Raw genomic sequence first — 15,892 nt, 5'->3', positions numbered from 1 at the left:
TCAGCTCTCGGCTATCACCATGGCGGTGGAGATGCCGCCGTCGTGGCTCATCGACAAGTGCCAGTGCTTGATGCCTTTCGCCTTCGCCACGGCAGCCACTGTGCCCTTGACGTTGATCGTTGGACCGTTTTCATCCAAGCCAATCCAGCAGTCCTGCCAGTTCATGCCGGCAGGGGCGCCGAGCGCCTTGGCCACAGACTCTTTGGCGGCAAACCGAGCCGCCAACGACTGGGTGTTCAGTCCCCGTTCGGCCGGTACGAACAGCCTGTCGCGCAGACCGGGAGTGCGCTCCAGCTGCCGGCCGAAGCGTTCAATGTCAACAACGTCCACACCAATGCCAATAATCATGATCCCAGCCTATTCCCCAGTTGCTCCCCCGGCTCGCAAGCTCACCGCGGGACCCTCGCAGCTGTGGGCCCAACCAGTTGCCCTCGGCTCGCAAGCTCACCGCGCCTAGGCATAAACGCAAAGGGACGGCGCTTGCGGTTGAGGCCGGTGGTCTACCACCGGCCTCAACCGCAAGCGCCGTCCCTTTTCACAGGCGGACCGTTCTGGCTACTCGACGGTGACCGACTTGGCCAGGTTGCGGGGCTGGTCGACGTCGTAGCCTTTGGCGGTGGCAAGCGCGAGTGCAAAGATCTGCAGCGGCACGGTGGTCAACAGCGGCGCCAACAACGGGGTCGTCTCGGGGATGTAGAAGACGTGCTCGGCATGCTCGCGCACTGACTCGTCGCCTTCCTCGGCGATCACGATGGTCTTTGCGCCGCGGGCCCGGACTTCCTGGATGTTGGAGACAACCTTAGAGTGCAGGGAGTCGCGGCCACGGGGCGAGGGAACCACCACGATGACCGGCTGGCCCTCCTCGATCAGGGCGATGGGGCCATGCTTAAGCTCGCCAGCGGCGAAGCCTTCGGCGTGAATGTATGCCAGTTCCTTCAGCTTAAGGGCGCCTTCCATGGCCACGGGGTAACCCACGTGGCGGCCCAGGAACAACACCGTGCGGGTGTCGGCCATACTGGTGGCCAGTTCTTTGATTTGCTCGGCGTTGTCCAGGACCTTGGCGATCTTGGCCGGCACCTTGGCGAGATCAGCCAGGATGTCCTTGATCTGTCCCTGGAACAAATTCCCGCGCAGCTGTGCCAAATACAAGCCCAGCAGGTAGGCGGCGGTGATCTGGGCTAGGAACGCCTTGGTGGAGGCCACCGCGATTTCCGGACCGGCGTGCGTGTACAGTACGGCGTCGGACTCGCGCGGGATGGTGGAGCCGTTGGTATTGCAGATCGAGACCGTCTTGGCGCCCTGTTCCTTCGCGTAACGAACGGCCATGAGCGTGTCCATCGTCTCCCCCGACTGCGAGATGGAGACAATGAGCGTCTTCTCATCCACGATGGGGTCCCGGTAGCGGAATTCGTGGGAAAGTTCCACCTCGGTAGGAATGCGGCACCAGTGTTCGATGGCGTACTTGGCAACCTGCCCGGCGTAAGCGGAGGTCCCACAGGCCAGCACAATGATCTTGTTGATGGTCTTGAGTACTTCGGCGTCGATCCGCAACTCATCCAGGATCAGTTTGCCGTCAATGTCAGAACGGCCAAGAAGTGTCTGGGCCACAGCCTCAGGCTGGTCGTTGATTTCCTTCTCCATGAAGGACGGGTAACCGCCCTTCTCAGCGGCGGCCGCATCCCAGTCAACCAGGTACTCCTTGCCCTGGGCAGGCGCACCATAAAAGTCGGTGATCTCCACAGAGTTCGCAGAAATAGTGACAACCTGGTCCTGCCCCAGCTCCACGGCGCGGCGAGTGTAGTCGATGAAGCCTGAAACATCCGAGCCGAGGAAGTTCTCGCCGTCGCCCAGACCCACTACCAGCGGCGAATTGCGGCGTGCCGCAACAACAATTCCGGGCTGTCCTGCATGCGTGGCCAGGAGGGTAAAGGCGCCCTCTAGACGCTGGGCCGCAAGCTGCATCGCCTCAGTCAGAAGCGCTCCGGTGCCCTCGCTCCCCGCGGCGCCTTCCACCTCTGTGAGCGATCGGTAAATGTCGCCGAGCAAGACGGCAGCCACCTCCGTGTCAGTCTCGGAGACAAAGGTATAACCCTGCTTCAGAAGATCTGCCTTGAGCGGAGCGTAATTTTCGATGATGCCGTTATGGATGACGGCCAGTTTTCCATCGTCCACAACATGAGGATGGGCGTTCTTGTCGGTGGGTCCACCGTGGGTCGCCCAGCGGGTGTGGCCAATTCCCGTCATGGACGCAGGCAGAGGGTTGGCGGCAAGCTCGGCGATGAGGTTGGCAAGCTTGCCCGACTTTTTGGCCATGGAGATGCCGTCAGCAGTCACCACGGCAACGCCTGCGGAGTCATAGCCGCGGTACTCAAGCCGCCGCAAGCCTTCCATCAGAACGTCCAAGGCTTGATGAGAGCCAGCAGTAAAACTTCCATTGGCCGGGGCAGTACCGACGTATCCCACAATTCCACACATGAAAAACAATCATAATGCCTTGCGAATTCAGAGGACGTTCTACCTCCTGCGGGGAAATGGTCGTGAAAATGTGTCACGTGCGATTCTTCGCTGGCGCACGATTATTTCGCGCTCAACAACAAACAGGGCAGAATCGAGTGTGTGACATCGCAAAAATCCGAGTCCAGCAATGGCGAAGGCGCCTCCCCTTTTGTGGAACTGGACCGCCAAACATGGTCGCGTCTTGCCAACAAGATTGAGCAGCCCCTCAATGAAGAGGACGTCCAACGGCTCCGCGGGCTGGGTGACCAGCTCAACATGCGTGAGATTCGCGATGTTTATCTCCCGCTTTCACGGCTGCTGAACCTCTATGTGGGCGCCGCAGGTCATCTTCATAGTGCCACCACCACATTTTTGGGTGAACGCGGCAGCCGCACACCCTTTGTTATCGGCGTGGCCGGTTCCGTCGCCGTGGGTAAGTCCACCACTGCCCGTGTGCTCAAGGAGATGCTGCGCCGCTGGCCAGACACGCCCAACGTGCAGTTGGTGACCACAGATGGCTTCTTGTATCCGAACGCCGAGCTGGAGCGCCGCGGGCTCATGGGCCGCAAAGGTTTCCCCGAATCTTATGACCGCCGGGCGCTGCTGCGATTTGTCAGCGCCGTCAAAAGTGGAGCCGACGAGGTGCGGGCACCCATGTACTCTCACCTGACATACGACATCCTGCCCGGCAAGGAAGTGGTGGTCCACCGCCCGGATGTGCTGATTGTGGAAGGGCTGAACGTGCTGGCCGCTGCCCGTCCACGCACCGATGGTCGTTCGGGTCTTGCAGTGAGCGACTTCTTCGATTTTTCCATCTACGTTGATGCCAAGACCAAGTACATCGAGCAGTGGTACATCGACAGGTTCCGGTCCCTGCGCAGCGGTGCGTTCTCGGACCCGGATTCATATTTCCGCCGCTACGCCGACCTCTCTGATGTCGAGGCTGCCGCCACAGCGGCCCGGATCTGGAAGAGCATCAACGAGCCCAACCTGCTCCAGAACGTGCTCCCAACCCGGGGCCGCGCCCAGTTGGTGCTCACCAAGGACTCCGACCACTCCATCCGACGGATGCTGCTGAGGAAAGTCTAAGTGCCCGACGCCGGTTCCCAGCAGGCCCATCGTCCGCGCCGAACACGCGCAGACCGGCTGCGGGCAACGCTGTCGTGGCCAAACCCTGCCGGCATTCTCATCTCAATCGTCGGGTCAGCCGTGGTGTTCATGGGCGCCATGTCGATTGCTGAGGAGCCCGCAGAACCCAGTACGACGACGGCCAGCAGCGCGGTGTCAGCAACCCTGCCGTCATCTCCCGAAAGCACCGCCCGCGGCGACGCACCGACGGCGCAACCGGAAAGTTCGCCGTCGACCATTACAGCCAGCCCGATGCCCCAGCCAACGCCCGCCCCATTGATTCAGGGGGCCAGCTCCGATGCGCCCATCCAACAGCTCTTTGCCACTGGCACAGCGGCACCCACCGATCGCCTGCTGTGGAACATAGCCAACCCCACCAGTCCCCTGGTGTTGGTGAACAAGCACAATCCCATGGTGCCGGCAGACTACCTGCCTGCTGACCTCCGGGCACCAAATGTTCCGCTCGGCAGCGGGGAACCAGCGCTGCTACGGTCCGAGGCGGCGGCCGCCGTGGGGCGCATGTTTGCCGCAGCTAGCGCCGACGGCGTGCACATCACCATCATGAGCAGCTTCCGCTCTTATGAAACGCAAAGTACCGTCTACAACGGTTACTTGGCGCAAAAGGGGCAGGACCTTTCGGATACCTCTTCCGCCCGGCCTGGATTCTCTGAACACCAGACCGGTTTCGCCCTGGACATTGGCGACGCAACTGTCAGCGCAGCCTGCGAATTCACTTTCTGTATGGCCGACAGCCCCGCAGGAAAGTGGGTGGCTGCCCATGGCGCAGACTACGGCTTTGTCATCCGCTATCCGATGGGAGAAGAACCTGTCACAGGGTACGCCGCCGAGCCGTGGCACCTGCGTTTCCTGGGAATTGCAGTGGCCCAGGACATGAGTGTTAGGGGTATTTCCAGCTACGAGGCATACCTGGGCGTTCCCGCTGCCCCGGATTATAAGTAGCCGCGTCAAAACCCGCTCGAGAAAGATTCCTTAATTCTGTGCTTAGTCCACTAATTTGCGGTACTTTTGGTGCATGTTAAAGGGATTTAGAGATTTCATAATGAAAGGCAATGTCGTAGACCTTGCCGTCGCAGTCGTCATCGGTGCAGCGTTCGGGGCCGTCGTCACTTCCTTGGTGGGAAACATACTCATGCCGCTTATTGCAGCATTGGTGGGCTCCCCCAACTTCGACAGCTTTGGCAAGGTCACCATCAATGGCAACGACATCCTTTTCGGGTCGTTCCTCACCGTTCTGGTTAATTTCATTCTGGTAGCAGCCGCCATCTATTTTGTGGTGGTTGTGCCTATGAACCACATGATCGCCCGCCGCAACGCCAAGCTGGGCATCAAGGAAGAAGCGCCGCCTGTGGATCCTCAGATAGAACTTCTTACCGAAATTCGTGACGCACTCAGGTCCGCCCCATCACACGGGCAGCACTAGCACCGAGTACTCATACGAAGAGGGCGGCAACTCCATTGGAGTTGCCGCCCTCTTCTCGTTAGATCTTGTCCGGGCTAGAGCGTGAGTTCCGCTCGCACCACATCGACGAGGTCGTCACAGATTCGCTGGGCGGTTTCAAGGTCTCCTGCTTCCACCATGACCCGGACCAGCTGTTCGGTTCCTGAGGGTCGCAACAAGACACGGCCGGTGTCGCCAAGCTCGTTCTCCGCTTTGACTACGGCCGCCTTGATGGCGGGCACGATCCCCGCACGGGTCTTGTCTACGTCCTTGACGTTGATCATGACCTGCGGCAGCTTGGTCATCGCAGACGCCAAGTCCTTAAGCGACTTACCGGTCTTGGCGAGCTGCGCGGCAAGCTGCAAACCCGTCAACAGTCCGTCACCGGTGGTAGCAAATTCGGAGAAAATGACGTGCCCGGACTGCTCGCCTCCGAGCGAATAGTTGCCCCGGCGCATTTCCTCAAGGACGTAGCGGTCACCCACAGCGGTTTCGCGGATGGTGATACCGGCCTTACGCAAGGCAATCTTAAGGCCAAGGTTGCTCATGACGGTGGCAACCAAGACGTCGTCCTTGAGCTGGCCCGCTTCTTTCTGGGCCAAGGCGAGAACTGCCATGATCTGGTCGCCGTCAATAACATTGCCCTCATGGTCCACGGCCAGGCAGCGGTCGGCGTCACCGTCGTGGGCTATGCCCAGATCTGCGCCGGTGGCAAGAACCTTCTCCTGCAACTTCTCCAAGTGGGTGGAGCCAACACCGTCGTTGATGTTCAGCCCGTCGGGGTCGGCACCAATGACATGAATTTTGGCACCGGCATCGGTGAAGACCTGCGGCGAGCAGCCGCTGGCGGCACCGTTGGCACAGTCAAGGACAATTGTCAGCCCATCAAGCCGGTTCGGCAGGGTTCCCAGCAAATGCAAAATATAGCGGTCCTCAGCATCGGAGAAACGCTGGATACGGCCAACTTCCACACCTGTGGGCCGGAAAGCATCCCGCTGGAGTTGTTCCTCGATAGCGTCTTCGAGGGCATCATCAAGCTTGGTGCCGCCACGGGCAAAGAACTTAATCCCATTATCGGGAGCGGGATTGTGCGAGGCAGAGATCATGACGCCGAAGTCTGCGCCCAGGTCGGCGATCAGGAACGCGGCGGCGGGGGTGGGCAGCACGCCTGCGTCATAGACGTCGACGCCGGCACTGGCAAGCCCCGCTTCCACGGCAGCAGAAATGAACTCACCACTGGCGCGGGGGTCGCGGGCCACCACGGCGCGGGGACGTTTGCCGTCCGCAACCTGGTCATGGCCAAGCACTATGGCGGCCGCTTGGGCCAGTGACAAGGCAAGTTCTGCCGTCAGCAAGCCATTGGCCAAACCGCGGACACCGTCTGTTCCAAATAATCTAGACATCCTGACAAGTCTAAATCATTCGAGTGTAAATAATGTCCTCACGCGATTTCGCACTGCTGATCCGGCATTTATGCCCTGAAGGCAAAAAACCCCGATCGCAAGCGAACCGGCGGCCCTTTTTGTGAGAACATCCGATCCAGCGCTTGTGGAGCCAAGCGCTAAATCCAGCGCCGGGACCCAAAAAATCCCCGGCTCGCAAAGCGAGCCGGGGATTTTTAGGGGAGCAACTAATCTAGCGCGGATGGAGCCAAGCGCTAGGACGAGCCGAGGGCCCCGTGCCGAGGCACGAGGCCCGGGAAGGCTTGGATTAGCGCTTGGAGTACTGCGAAGCCTTACGAGCCTTCTTGAGACCGGCCTTCTTGCGCTCGATGACGCGAGCGTCACGAGTCAGGAAGCCTGCCTTCTTCAAGATGGCGCGGTTGTTCTCGACGTCGATCTCGTTCAAGGAACGAGCAACGCCCAGACGCAAGGCACCGGCCTGGCCGGAGGGGCCGCCACCGTGGATGCGGGCCCAAACGTCGTAAGCACCTTCGAGGTCCAGAAGGCGGAACGGGTCGTTAACTTCCTGCTGGTGCAGCTTGTTCGGGAAGTAGTTGGACAGCTCGCGGCCGTTCACAATCCACTTACCGGTGCCGGGTACGACGCGAACGCGGGCAATTGCCTGCTTGCGACGGCCAACAGCAGCGCCGGAAACCGTCAGGGCCGGGCGCTCCTTTTTGGGAGCTGCATCGGATGCAGCTGAGCTTTCGCTGGTGTAGCTGGTCAAAACTTCTTCCTCAGCCACGACGGCTTCGGTGTTCAGCTCTTCAGTATTCTGAGCCACGATTCTCCTTGATAAAATTTAGGTTGGTGGCCAGGACTACTGGGCGACCTGGGTGATTTCAAACGTCTTGGGCTGCTGCGCGGCGTGCGGGTGCTCAGCACCGCGGTAAACCTTCAGCTTGCCGATCTGGGCTGCGCCCAGCTTGGTCTTCGGGAGCATGCCAGCGATGGCCTTCTCCACTGCACGAACCGGGTTTTTCTCCAACAGTTCGGCATAGTTCACGCTGGACAGACCGCCCGGGTAACCGGAGTGGCGGTATGCACGCTTCTGCTCGAGCTTGGCGCCGGTCAGGGCAACCTTCTCGGCGTTGATGATGATGACGAAATCGCCCATGTCCATATGGGGAGCGAAGGTCGGCTTGTGCTTTCCACGCAGCAGTGTTGCGGTCTGGCTGGCAAGACGGCCCAGGACAACGTCATTGGCATCAATAATGTGCCACTGACGGTCGATATCGCCGGGCTTCGGGGTATACGTACGCACGGTTTTTGCCTTCGTTTCTTGTTCTAGGTGGTGTCACAGATGGTTGACACCTGCTATCTATGCGTTTACCGGAACAGAGGTGAGGGCTCTAACACCAGTTATCCATACACTTCCCGATCACGCCTGCCGAGGTGGTGATCCTGCAACCGGATCTTCAGCGGGCGCGTGGTATCGAGATAGGACACGCACAACGACTACCTACGATACCGTTAATACAGCCACCGGGTCAAAGCGAGGATCGAATACGCTCCCGGCCCTGTCAAGACGCTACTTCAGGTGTGGCCCTCCGCGCCCGAGTCAGCGACGCCCTATCAAGCATTGCGGTCTCGTGCGGATAGTGCACTTCCTCTAGAATCAGCGGATGCGGGGCCGATAAGACGGACTTCGCATCCCTGACGCCGGCGAGTAAACGCTGATGCATCCACTCGGGAGCCTCTTGCCCCTCCCCCACCCGCAGGGATGCCCCAATCAGGGCACGAACCATGTTGTGGCAGAACGCGTCGGCCTGGACGTTGACATTAATCACACCGTCATCCTCGAGGCCAAAGTCAAAACGCTGCAAGGTTCGTACAGTGGTGGATCCTTCCCGCGGCTTGGCAAAGGCACGGAAGTCCTGCAGCCCCAGCAGGGGTAGCGCGGCCTGGTTCATCAGATCGACGTCGAGCTCGCGCTCGTGCCACAGCGTCACGGCACGCTGCAGGGGGTCCCGGCGGGTAACGCCGTCGGCAATGCGATAGCTGTAGCGTCGCCATAAGGCGGAGAATCGGGCGTCGAAACCCACGGGCGCCCGTGTGGCGCCAAGGATCTCCACGGTGCCCCGCAGCTCCCTCAGAACCATCCCCAAGGCCCCGTTGAGGCGCCGCTTGAGTGAGTCTTCAGGTACGACGTCGTGGCCTCGCCTTAGTCCGTCCCACTCCTCGGGTGTGACGTCAAAATGGGCTACCTGACCGCGCGCGTGCACTCCGGCGTCCGTTCGCCCGGCCACGGTAAGCCGGACGGGTCGGCGCAGGATCGTGGCCAGCGCTTCCTCGATGACGCCTTGGACCGTGAGTTCAACGGTTTGGATGCCCCAACCACTGAAGGGGCCGCCGTCGTACGCTATGTCCAGGCGTGCACGAATCAGGCCAAGATATTCGGGCGCCAGTTTTGGGTTGTGCATGAGCTCAATTCTATTGGGATCACGGGTGACTAAGGGGCAAGCAAAAGGACCCGCCCCCTAGTAGGGAGACGGGTCCAAAAGCGAAAGACTAAAGCTAGAGCTTAGGCCTTACTTGGTTTCTTCGGCAGCAACCTCAGCCTCGGGAGCAGCTTCAACAGCCACTTCCTCGGTCTCGACAACTTCCTCAACCGGAGCAGCCTTGACAGCAGCAGCGGTAGCTTCCTTCACAACGGCCTGCTTGGCGCTGACCGGCTCCAGAACGAGTTCGATGACAGCCATGGGAGCGTTGTCGCCCTTACGGTTGCCGATCTTGGTGATGCGGGTGTAGCCGCCGTCGCGGTTCTCTACAGCCTTGGCGATGTCGGTGAACAGCTCATGGACGATGCCCTTGTTGCTAATCAGGCCGAGAACGCGGCGACGTGAAGAGAGGTCTCCACGCTTTGCGAAAGTTACCAGTCGCTCTGCGTAGGGGCTCAGGCGCTTGGCCTTGGTCAACGTGGTGGTGATCCGCTTGTGCTCGAACAGAGCAGCGGACAGGTTCGCGAGCATCAAACGCTCGTGAGCCGCTCCGCCTCCGAGGCGGGGACCCTTGGCGGGTGTAGGCATGGTGTTTCTCCTCAAGTGTCAGCCGGACCGAGTGCAAGCACATCTGGCGTGTTTGCCTCGGCCGGCTAAGAAAAATGTTGTTCGTCTTTAGAGTTCGTCGTCGCCGTAGGCGTCGTCGTTCTCATCAATGGCTGCGGCACGGGCGGCCAGATCAAACCCTGGAGGGGAATCCTTCAGGGACAGACCCAGCTCAACCAGCTTTGCCTTTACCTCATCGATGGACTTCGCACCAAAGTTACGAATATCCATCAGGTCAGCCTCGGAGCGAGCAACGAGTTCACCCACAGAGTGGATGCCCTCACGCTTGAGGCAGTTGTAGGAACGAACCGTCAGGTCCAGGTCCTCAATCGGCAGGGCCATGTCTGCGGCAAGAGCGGCATCCGTCGGGGACGGGCCAATCTCAATACCTTCGGCGGCTGTGTTCAGCTCGCGGGCCAGACCGAAGAGTTCAACCAGCGTGGTGCCGGCAGAGGCGATGGCATCTCGGGGAGAGATAGCCTGCTTCGTCTCTACATCAACAATCAGCTTGTCAAAGTCAGTGCGCTGCTCGACACGGGTAGCCTCCACGCGGAAGGTCACCTTCAGAACGGGAGAGTAGATCGAGTCAACCGGGATACGGCCGATCTCTGCATCTACGTTCTTGTTCTGTGCGGCCGAAACATAGCCGCGACCGCGCTCGATGGTCAGCTCGAGTTCGAACTTGCCCTTCGAGTTCAGTGTGGCAATGTGCATGTCCGGGTTGTGGAATTCCACACCGGCCGGCGGGGCAATGTCTGCAGCCGTAACGACGCCGGGACCCTGCTTGCGCAGGTAGGCGACGACGGGCTCGTCATGCTCCGAGGACACTGACAGGCCTTTGATGTTCAGGATGATCTCAGTGACATCTTCCTTCACACCGGGAACCGTGGTGAACTCGTGCAGCACGCCATCCAAGCGAATGCTGGTGACAGCAGCGCCGGGGATGGAGGACAGCAGGGTTCGACGGAGGGAGTTTCCCAGGGTGTAACCGAAGCCGGGCTCCAGGGGTTCAATAACGAACCTGGAACGGTTTTCGGAAACTACTTCTTCAGATAAGGTGGGGCGCTGTGCAATGAGCACTGGGGTTTCCTTTCAGCGAGCATCCGCTATATGACGCAACACAGGTAGTGGAAATGGCGGCTAACGATGTTAACGGCGGCGAAGTTGGCCCCCGGTGAACGCTTGCCGGAAGTACCGGAAACGTTCACCCGAAGGCCAACCAACGCAACATGTCCTCGTTAGACGCGACGGCGCTTGGGCGGACGGCAACCGTTGTGGGCGCTGGGGGTGACATCCTGAATGGAGCCAACCTCAAGACCAGCAGCCTGCAGCGAACGGATAGCCGTTTCGCGGCCCGAGCCCGGACCCTTTACAAAAACGTCAACCTTACGCATGCCGTGCTCCTGTGCGCGCTTGGCAGCTGCTTCAGCAGCCATCTGTGCAGCGTACGGAGTCGACTTGCGAGAGCCCTTGAAGCCAACTTCACCGGCGGATGCCCATGAGATGACTGCACCGGACGGATCCGTGATGGAAACGATGGTGTTGTTAAAGGTGCTCTTGATGTGCGCCTGGCCCAGCGCAATATTCTTTTTATCCTTGCGACGCGGCTTACGAACCGCTCCACGAGTCTTTGGGGGCATTTTATTCTCCTACGAAAGTTTATTAAGGGCGGTGGGCGCTTGGGCCCACGCTAGCCGGGTTCCTAAGGAATTGCTCAGCAATTAACTAGGAAGGTAGTGGTGACTACCTGCCGGCCTTCTTCTTGCCTGCGACGGTGCGCTTCGGGCCCTTGCGGGTACGAGCGTTGGTCTTCGTGCGCTGGCCATGCACGGGCATGCCACGACGGTGGCGGATACCCTGGTAGCTACCGATTTCAACCTTGCGGCGGATATCAGCTGCAACCTCGCGGCGAAGGTCACCCTCAACCTTGTAGTTACCCTCGATGTTGTCACGCAACTGAACGAGTTCAGCGTCGGTCAAGTCCTTGACGCGGACGTCCGGGGAGATCCCCGTGTCGGCCAAGACCTTTGTTGCACGGGTCTTGCCCACGCCGTAGATGTATGTAAGCGCTACTTCCAACCGCTTTTCGCGGGGAAGGTCTACGCCAGCGAGACGTGCCATAGTGGCTGCTCCTTGTGTAAACCGGAGGTCGTAGACAGTACACCCGCATTAGTGACTAATGCGGCCCCGGCCTCCGACCGGGGGTCCGTTGGCCGGTTGCGGATTGCTCCGCCTTCGTCCAACTTGTGCTGCCTTATTTATTGTCTTACGTGAGCAACTGCTCAGGGATTTCCTCTAAGAGGAAATTAGCCCTGGCGCTGCTTGTGGCGCGGGTTCTCGCAGATCACCATGACTCGACCGTTACGGCGAATCACCTTGCACTTGTCGCAGATCTGCTTGACGCTCGGCTTAACCTTCATGGCGTTCCTTTGCGTGATTACAGTTGTGGTTATTTGTAGCGGTAGACGATACGACCACGGGTGAGGTCGTAAGGGCTGAGCTCCACCACAACTCGGTCCTCAGGAAGGATACGAATGTAGTGCTGGCGCATTTTTCCTGAGATATGGGCAAGAACGATATGCTTGTTCGTCAGCTCAACACGAAACATCGCGTTGGGCAGCGCTTCAGTCACAACGCCCTCGATCTCAATGACCCCGTCTTTCTTGGCCATATCCTCCGCTAACTTTGTTGCGCCAACCCCGCCCTGTCCGGAATGGACACAACAAGATCAGCATTGGCTTTACTACTAATTTATTGCTCGTCTGAATTTTCGGTGCTGCTCCCGGCGCTAGGCCGATCACGGCACCACACCCCAAAACCTAGCGGGCACAGACAACCAACAACCTACTCTACGTCAAAGCGCGAATTAAGTTAAATTGGGGCGCCGGTTTGTGCTGTGAGTTTAAGCTCAGGCGGCGGGGAACGGATCCCATTGGCCAGCCGGCGTTTTCACACTCGTGGCACTGGCGACACCATCACAGATTGCCAGCCTGACGGCTTCGGCGGCAGCGCTTTGCATCTCGATCATTGCCGCGACAGGTACCTGCGGGTTGGGGATGAGCCTCTGGGTTCCCGTAGCCAGGGTGAAGATGGTGTCACCGTCTGCCAAGGTATGGACGGGGTTAAGGGCGCGCGCCATGCCGGCATGAGCCGCCGTGGCCGTCCGTTTTGCTTCGGCCACGGTCAGAACTGCGTTGGTTGCGACCACCACCAAGGTGGTGTTCAACCCTGCACCCGGTGATGGCGGCACCGCACCCGGTCGCCAAGGGACGCCAGCGGCATTGACCACTGCCAGGGCACCCACTACTACAGCGCTGTTTTCCCCGGAAAGCCTGACGGAGGCGGTGCCCACCCCGCCCTTAAATGTCCCTGCCCCAATCGCAGCGCCGGTTCCGGCACCAACATTGCCGCGTACGACGTCGGCCCCTTCCGCGCTGCCTGCTGCGTCTAGTGCCGCCTCATAGCCCATCTGCGCGCTGGGCCTGGCCGCAAAGTCGCCTCCCCTGCCAAGGTCAAAGATGGCGGCGGCTGGCACGATCGGCACCACTCCCCCGGGAACGGCGAACCCCCTGCCATTTTCCTCGCACCACCGTTGCACGCCGCCGGCAGCGGCAAGCCCGTAGGCGCTCCCGCCCGTCAACACCACGGCATCGACGGTGGGGACCATGGTGGATGGGTCCAGCGCGTCGGTCTCATGAGTTCCGGGGCCGCCGCCGCGAACGTCCACCGAGCCGATGGTTCCCGGGGGCGGCAGGACCACGCTGACTCCTGTCAGCCAGCCGTCGTCCTGCCGCTGGGTCTGTCCGACCCGGATGCCGGGGACATCGGTAATGGAACCTGTCCCGGCTGCTTCATGGTGATCTGTCATGCTCGGCACCCATTCTCGTCTCGTAGCCATTGCCTTCTACGATTATGGATGGCCGGGAGCCCATTTCGCATCCAGGTCCCGGCAGGCGTGCTGGATCAGCTCTTCAGCTTGGGCTTCACCGTCTTGTTGTAGATGCCATCAAGCTTGTCTTGGAGGGCGCCGAGGGTGGTGGCGACATCGGCCTTTTCGTTCATGATCTTCGCTGCGGCGTTGGCCATTTCCAAATCCGCGCCGGGCAAAAATACCCGGCCGTAGTCTTGGCTGCGCGTGACCTTCAATTGGTCCAGTGCCACCTGAATCTGTGGCGTGGTTGCCAACACCGCCGACATGTCCGCATCCGTGCGCACCGGCATGTAGCCTGTTGCGGCGGAGAATTTTGCGGTGTTGGCGGCGTTGGTCATAAAGGATACGAACGTGGCTGCGGCCAGCTGCCGTTCGGGAGACGTCTTGGCGGCGATGACCAGTCCGGCACCGCCCGTGGGGCATACTGGCGAGGCTGATACGGAGCCGCCGGGCAGGAACCCGACACCGATGTTCATGTTGGCCGTTTGGGCCGCCTTGAGGGTTCCCACCAGGTCGCCGGTGGAGCTTACGGTGGCACTGATTGCGCCAGCTGTCATGTCCGAGACGGCGTCCTTGGAGGACACCCCGGCCCAGCCGTCTTTGACGATGGTGTCCTGCACCCAAGTCATCGCCTTCACAGATGGTGCCGAATTTGCCGTCAAGTCCCATTCCTTGGACCAGCCGCCGCCTTGACCCCACAACACGTTCTGGAGTGTCCATCCCGCATAGCCGGCCAGCGCAGGGTACTGGTAGGCGTGCTGGTAGCCCGGCTTGCTGGCATTTGCGGCCTGAATCTTGGGTGCCCAGGTAGCAAATTCGTCCCATGTGGTGGGGGCGCGGTCCGGCAGGCCGGCGGCTTTGAAGTGATCCTTGTTGTAGTAGAACAATGGGGTGGAGCGCGCGTAGGGTACGGCCCAGTGCTTGTCGGTGTAGTTGTAGTCACCGAAGAGTGTTGCATTGAATCCTGCAGTCTTGTCCCCTACTGCCTTCAGGAGATCATCCATCGGCACCACGGTGTCGGCAATGGCGTAGCGGAACCACCAAACATCTGAAGCCACGACGACGTCGGGCACGTTGTTGCCTGCCTGGGCAGTCTGGAACTTCTGGGCGACCTCCTCGTAGTTGGCGCCACCGGTTACCAGATCGACCTTGATGCCGGGGTTGGCCGACTCAAAGTCCTTGATGAGTGCCGCCTCGATGTCCGCTGACTTGCCGGGGTGGCTGGACATGAACGTGATTTTGGCGGCGGGTGTCACCTTGGACCAATCGGTGCCCGCTGAGGTGACAGCGGTGCCTGCTGTGCTGGGGCCTCCACAGGCAGCCAACGCAGCGGTGCCGAGACCAAGGCCTGTGACGGCGAAGAAGTTTCGGCGATTTAGAGTTCGTGACATGGTGAATTTCTCTTTCTTTAAGGAACGGCTTGCGGGAAGGGAAAATTGGTTTTTGTTATCCGGTGACGGAGCCCTGAGTGAGCCCGTCGACGATGAATCGCTGGAGTGCGGCGAAAACGATCAGGATGGGGACGATCACAATCACGGCCCCCGCCATGAGCACACCCCATGCCTGTGCTGTGGAGTCGCTGTTGGCGAGCAGTGTCAGGCCCACGGGCAGGGTCATCATCTCCGGCTTGTCGGTGACGATGAGCGGCCAAATGTAGTCATTCCATTCGCCCACCACTGTCACCAACGCCACTGTTGCGATGCTGGGCCCGGAGATGGGAACCACCACCTGCCATAGGCGGCGCAGGTGTCCAGCCCCGTCTATCTCGGCAGCCTCCAAGATGGAGGGCGGCAATGTCAGGAAGTGCTGGCGCAGCAGGAAGGTGCCAAATGCGGTGCCCAGTCCGGGCAGGATGATTCCCCAATACGTGTTCAATCCGTCCAGTCCGGCAATGAAGATGTAGTTGGGCAGCACCGACACCTGGGGCGGAACCATCAGAGCCACCAGAATGGCCAGGAAGATGGCCCGTTTGAACGGGAACCGAACAAAGACCAGAGCGTAAGCGGTCAGAATCGCCAGAAGGCATTTGATGGTTGAGCCGACTACGGTGACCACCACGCTGTTGATGAAGAATCGGACAAATGGCACAGTGGTGGCCGCTTGCGCGTAGTTATCAAGCGTTGGATTGCGTGGCAGCACGGTGAGATCCGTGGTGATGATCTCGCCGGGCCCCTTCAACGAAGAGATCACCATCCAGGCCAGTGGCGCCACGACTACCAGCGTGGCAAGGATGAGGGGCAGATAGCCGGTGGCAATTGTCCGGGCCAGATTGCCCCATGAAAGGGCATGCGAGCGACGGCCAGTCCCCCGCGGTCCCGAAGGTCCCGGCAGGCTTTGGGCTTCGCCAGAGGGGCCTCGGGCGTTGTGTTGGCGAACCAGGGGCCCGACG

General features: G+C 60.2%; 18 protein-coding genes. 3 read left to right on the top strand and 15 right to left on the bottom strand.

All coding sequences use genetic code 11. The annotated features are described in order from the left end of the window. Both CXQ94_RS02745 and glmS read right to left on the bottom strand, forming a co-directional pair. On the bottom strand, nucleotides 1–348 hold the full coding sequence (locus tag CXQ94_RS02745; protein WP_104086671.1) for a holo-ACP synthase: 348 nt from the start codon (nucleotides 346–348) through the stop codon (nucleotides 1–3). Between the two features lie 207 nt (nucleotides 349–555). After that, complete coding sequence (glmS, locus tag CXQ94_RS02740; RefSeq protein ID WP_104086670.1) at nucleotides 556–2,475, bottom strand: glutamine--fructose-6-phosphate transaminase (isomerizing); 1,920 nt, start codon at nucleotides 2,473–2,475, stop codon at nucleotides 556–558. A 141-nt stretch (nucleotides 2,476–2,616) separates the two neighbouring features. Here glmS and coaA point away from each other — a divergent pair, with 141 nt between their 5' ends. The 3 genes from coaA to mscL all read left to right on the top strand — a co-directional run bounded on the left by coaA (nucleotide 2,617) and on the right by mscL (nucleotide 5,065). Further along, nucleotides 2,617–3,585, top strand: coding sequence for a type I pantothenate kinase (gene coaA / locus CXQ94_RS02735; protein ID WP_104086669.1), 969 nt, complete (start codon nucleotides 2,617–2,619; stop codon nucleotides 3,583–3,585). Continuing rightward, nucleotides 3,586–4,584 (top strand): M15 family metallopeptidase, encoded by a 999-nt coding sequence (locus tag CXQ94_RS23015; RefSeq protein ID WP_258066574.1) that lies wholly within the window; start codon nucleotides 3,586–3,588, stop codon nucleotides 4,582–4,584. A 73-nt stretch (nucleotides 4,585–4,657) separates the two neighbouring features. Beyond that, complete coding sequence (gene mscL, locus CXQ94_RS02725; RefSeq protein WP_104086668.1) at nucleotides 4,658–5,065, top strand: large conductance mechanosensitive channel protein MscL; 408 nt, start codon at nucleotides 4,658–4,660, stop codon at nucleotides 5,063–5,065. 74 nt (nucleotides 5,066–5,139) lie between these two features. Here mscL and glmM read toward each other — a convergent pair whose 3' ends face one another. The 13 genes from glmM to CXQ94_RS02660 form a co-directional block, all read right to left on the bottom strand. Further along, nucleotides 5,140–6,486 (bottom strand): phosphoglucosamine mutase, encoded by a 1,347-nt coding sequence (glmM, locus tag CXQ94_RS02720; RefSeq protein ID WP_104086667.1) that lies wholly within the window; start codon nucleotides 6,484–6,486, stop codon nucleotides 5,140–5,142. 307 nt (nucleotides 6,487–6,793) lie between these two features. Next, entirely contained in the window at nucleotides 6,794–7,309 is a 516-nt protein-coding gene (rpsI, locus tag CXQ94_RS02715; protein WP_104086666.1) for a 30S ribosomal protein S9, read from the bottom strand. A gap of 36 nt (nucleotides 7,310–7,345) precedes the next feature. Beyond that, a complete protein-coding gene (rplM, locus tag CXQ94_RS02710; RefSeq protein WP_104086665.1) occupies nucleotides 7,346–7,789 on the bottom strand; it encodes a 50S ribosomal protein L13 in 444 nt (147 codons plus the stop codon). A 259-nt stretch (nucleotides 7,790–8,048) separates the two neighbouring features. Beyond that, a complete protein-coding gene (locus CXQ94_RS02705) occupies nucleotides 8,049–8,948 on the bottom strand; it encodes a tRNA pseudouridine(38-40) synthase TruA (protein WP_104086664.1) in 900 nt (299 codons plus the stop codon). Between the two features lie 108 nt (nucleotides 8,949–9,056). Beyond that, complete coding sequence (gene rplQ / locus CXQ94_RS02700; protein WP_104086663.1) at nucleotides 9,057–9,554, bottom strand: 50S ribosomal protein L17; 498 nt, start codon at nucleotides 9,552–9,554, stop codon at nucleotides 9,057–9,059. 87 nt (nucleotides 9,555–9,641) lie between these two features. Continuing rightward, on the bottom strand, nucleotides 9,642–10,652 hold the full coding sequence (locus tag CXQ94_RS02695; protein WP_062007535.1) for a DNA-directed RNA polymerase subunit alpha: 1,011 nt from the start codon (nucleotides 10,650–10,652) through the stop codon (nucleotides 9,642–9,644). A gap of 158 nt (nucleotides 10,653–10,810) precedes the next feature. Further along, on the bottom strand, nucleotides 10,811–11,212 hold the full coding sequence (gene rpsK, locus CXQ94_RS02690) for a 30S ribosomal protein S11 (RefSeq protein ID WP_104086662.1): 402 nt from the start codon (nucleotides 11,210–11,212) through the stop codon (nucleotides 10,811–10,813). A 103-nt stretch (nucleotides 11,213–11,315) separates the two neighbouring features. Then, entirely contained in the window at nucleotides 11,316–11,693 is a 378-nt protein-coding gene (gene rpsM, locus CXQ94_RS02685; RefSeq protein WP_062007537.1) for a 30S ribosomal protein S13, read from the bottom strand. Between the two features lie 185 nt (nucleotides 11,694–11,878). After that, nucleotides 11,879–11,992, bottom strand: a complete 114-nt coding sequence (gene rpmJ / locus CXQ94_RS02680) for a 50S ribosomal protein L36 (protein ID WP_011775570.1) — start codon at nucleotides 11,990–11,992, stop codon at nucleotides 11,879–11,881. Between the two features lie 29 nt (nucleotides 11,993–12,021). Next, nucleotides 12,022–12,243: a translation initiation factor IF-1 gene (gene infA / locus CXQ94_RS02675; protein ID WP_009358723.1), complete on the bottom strand. Its 222-nt coding sequence runs from the start codon at nucleotides 12,241–12,243 to the stop codon at nucleotides 12,022–12,024. Between the two features lie 237 nt (nucleotides 12,244–12,480). Next, on the bottom strand, nucleotides 12,481–13,440 hold the full coding sequence (locus CXQ94_RS02670) for a P1 family peptidase (RefSeq protein ID WP_104086661.1): 960 nt from the start codon (nucleotides 13,438–13,440) through the stop codon (nucleotides 12,481–12,483). 95 nt (nucleotides 13,441–13,535) lie between these two features. After that, nucleotides 13,536–14,894 carry an ABC transporter substrate-binding protein gene (locus CXQ94_RS02665; protein WP_104086660.1) on the bottom strand — a complete coding sequence of 453 codons (1,359 nt, stop codon included), beginning with the start codon at nucleotides 14,892–14,894 and terminating at the stop codon, nucleotides 13,536–13,538. Between the two features lie 55 nt (nucleotides 14,895–14,949). Beyond that, the gene (locus CXQ94_RS02660; protein ID WP_258066613.1) at nucleotides 14,950–15,834 is read right to left on the bottom strand and encodes a carbohydrate ABC transporter permease; all 885 of its coding nucleotides are present in this window, start codon (nucleotides 15,832–15,834) and stop codon (nucleotides 14,950–14,952) included. Between the last annotated feature and the right edge of the window lie 58 nt (nucleotides 15,835–15,892).

The sequence above is a fragment of the Arthrobacter sp. GMC3 genome (assembly GCF_002929305.1).
In the GTDB taxonomy this organism is placed as follows: Bacteria; Actinomycetota; Actinomycetes; order Actinomycetales; family Micrococcaceae; genus Specibacter.
Note: the sequence above shows the minus strand (reverse complement) of the source record. Positions and strands in the feature narration are given on the sequence as shown.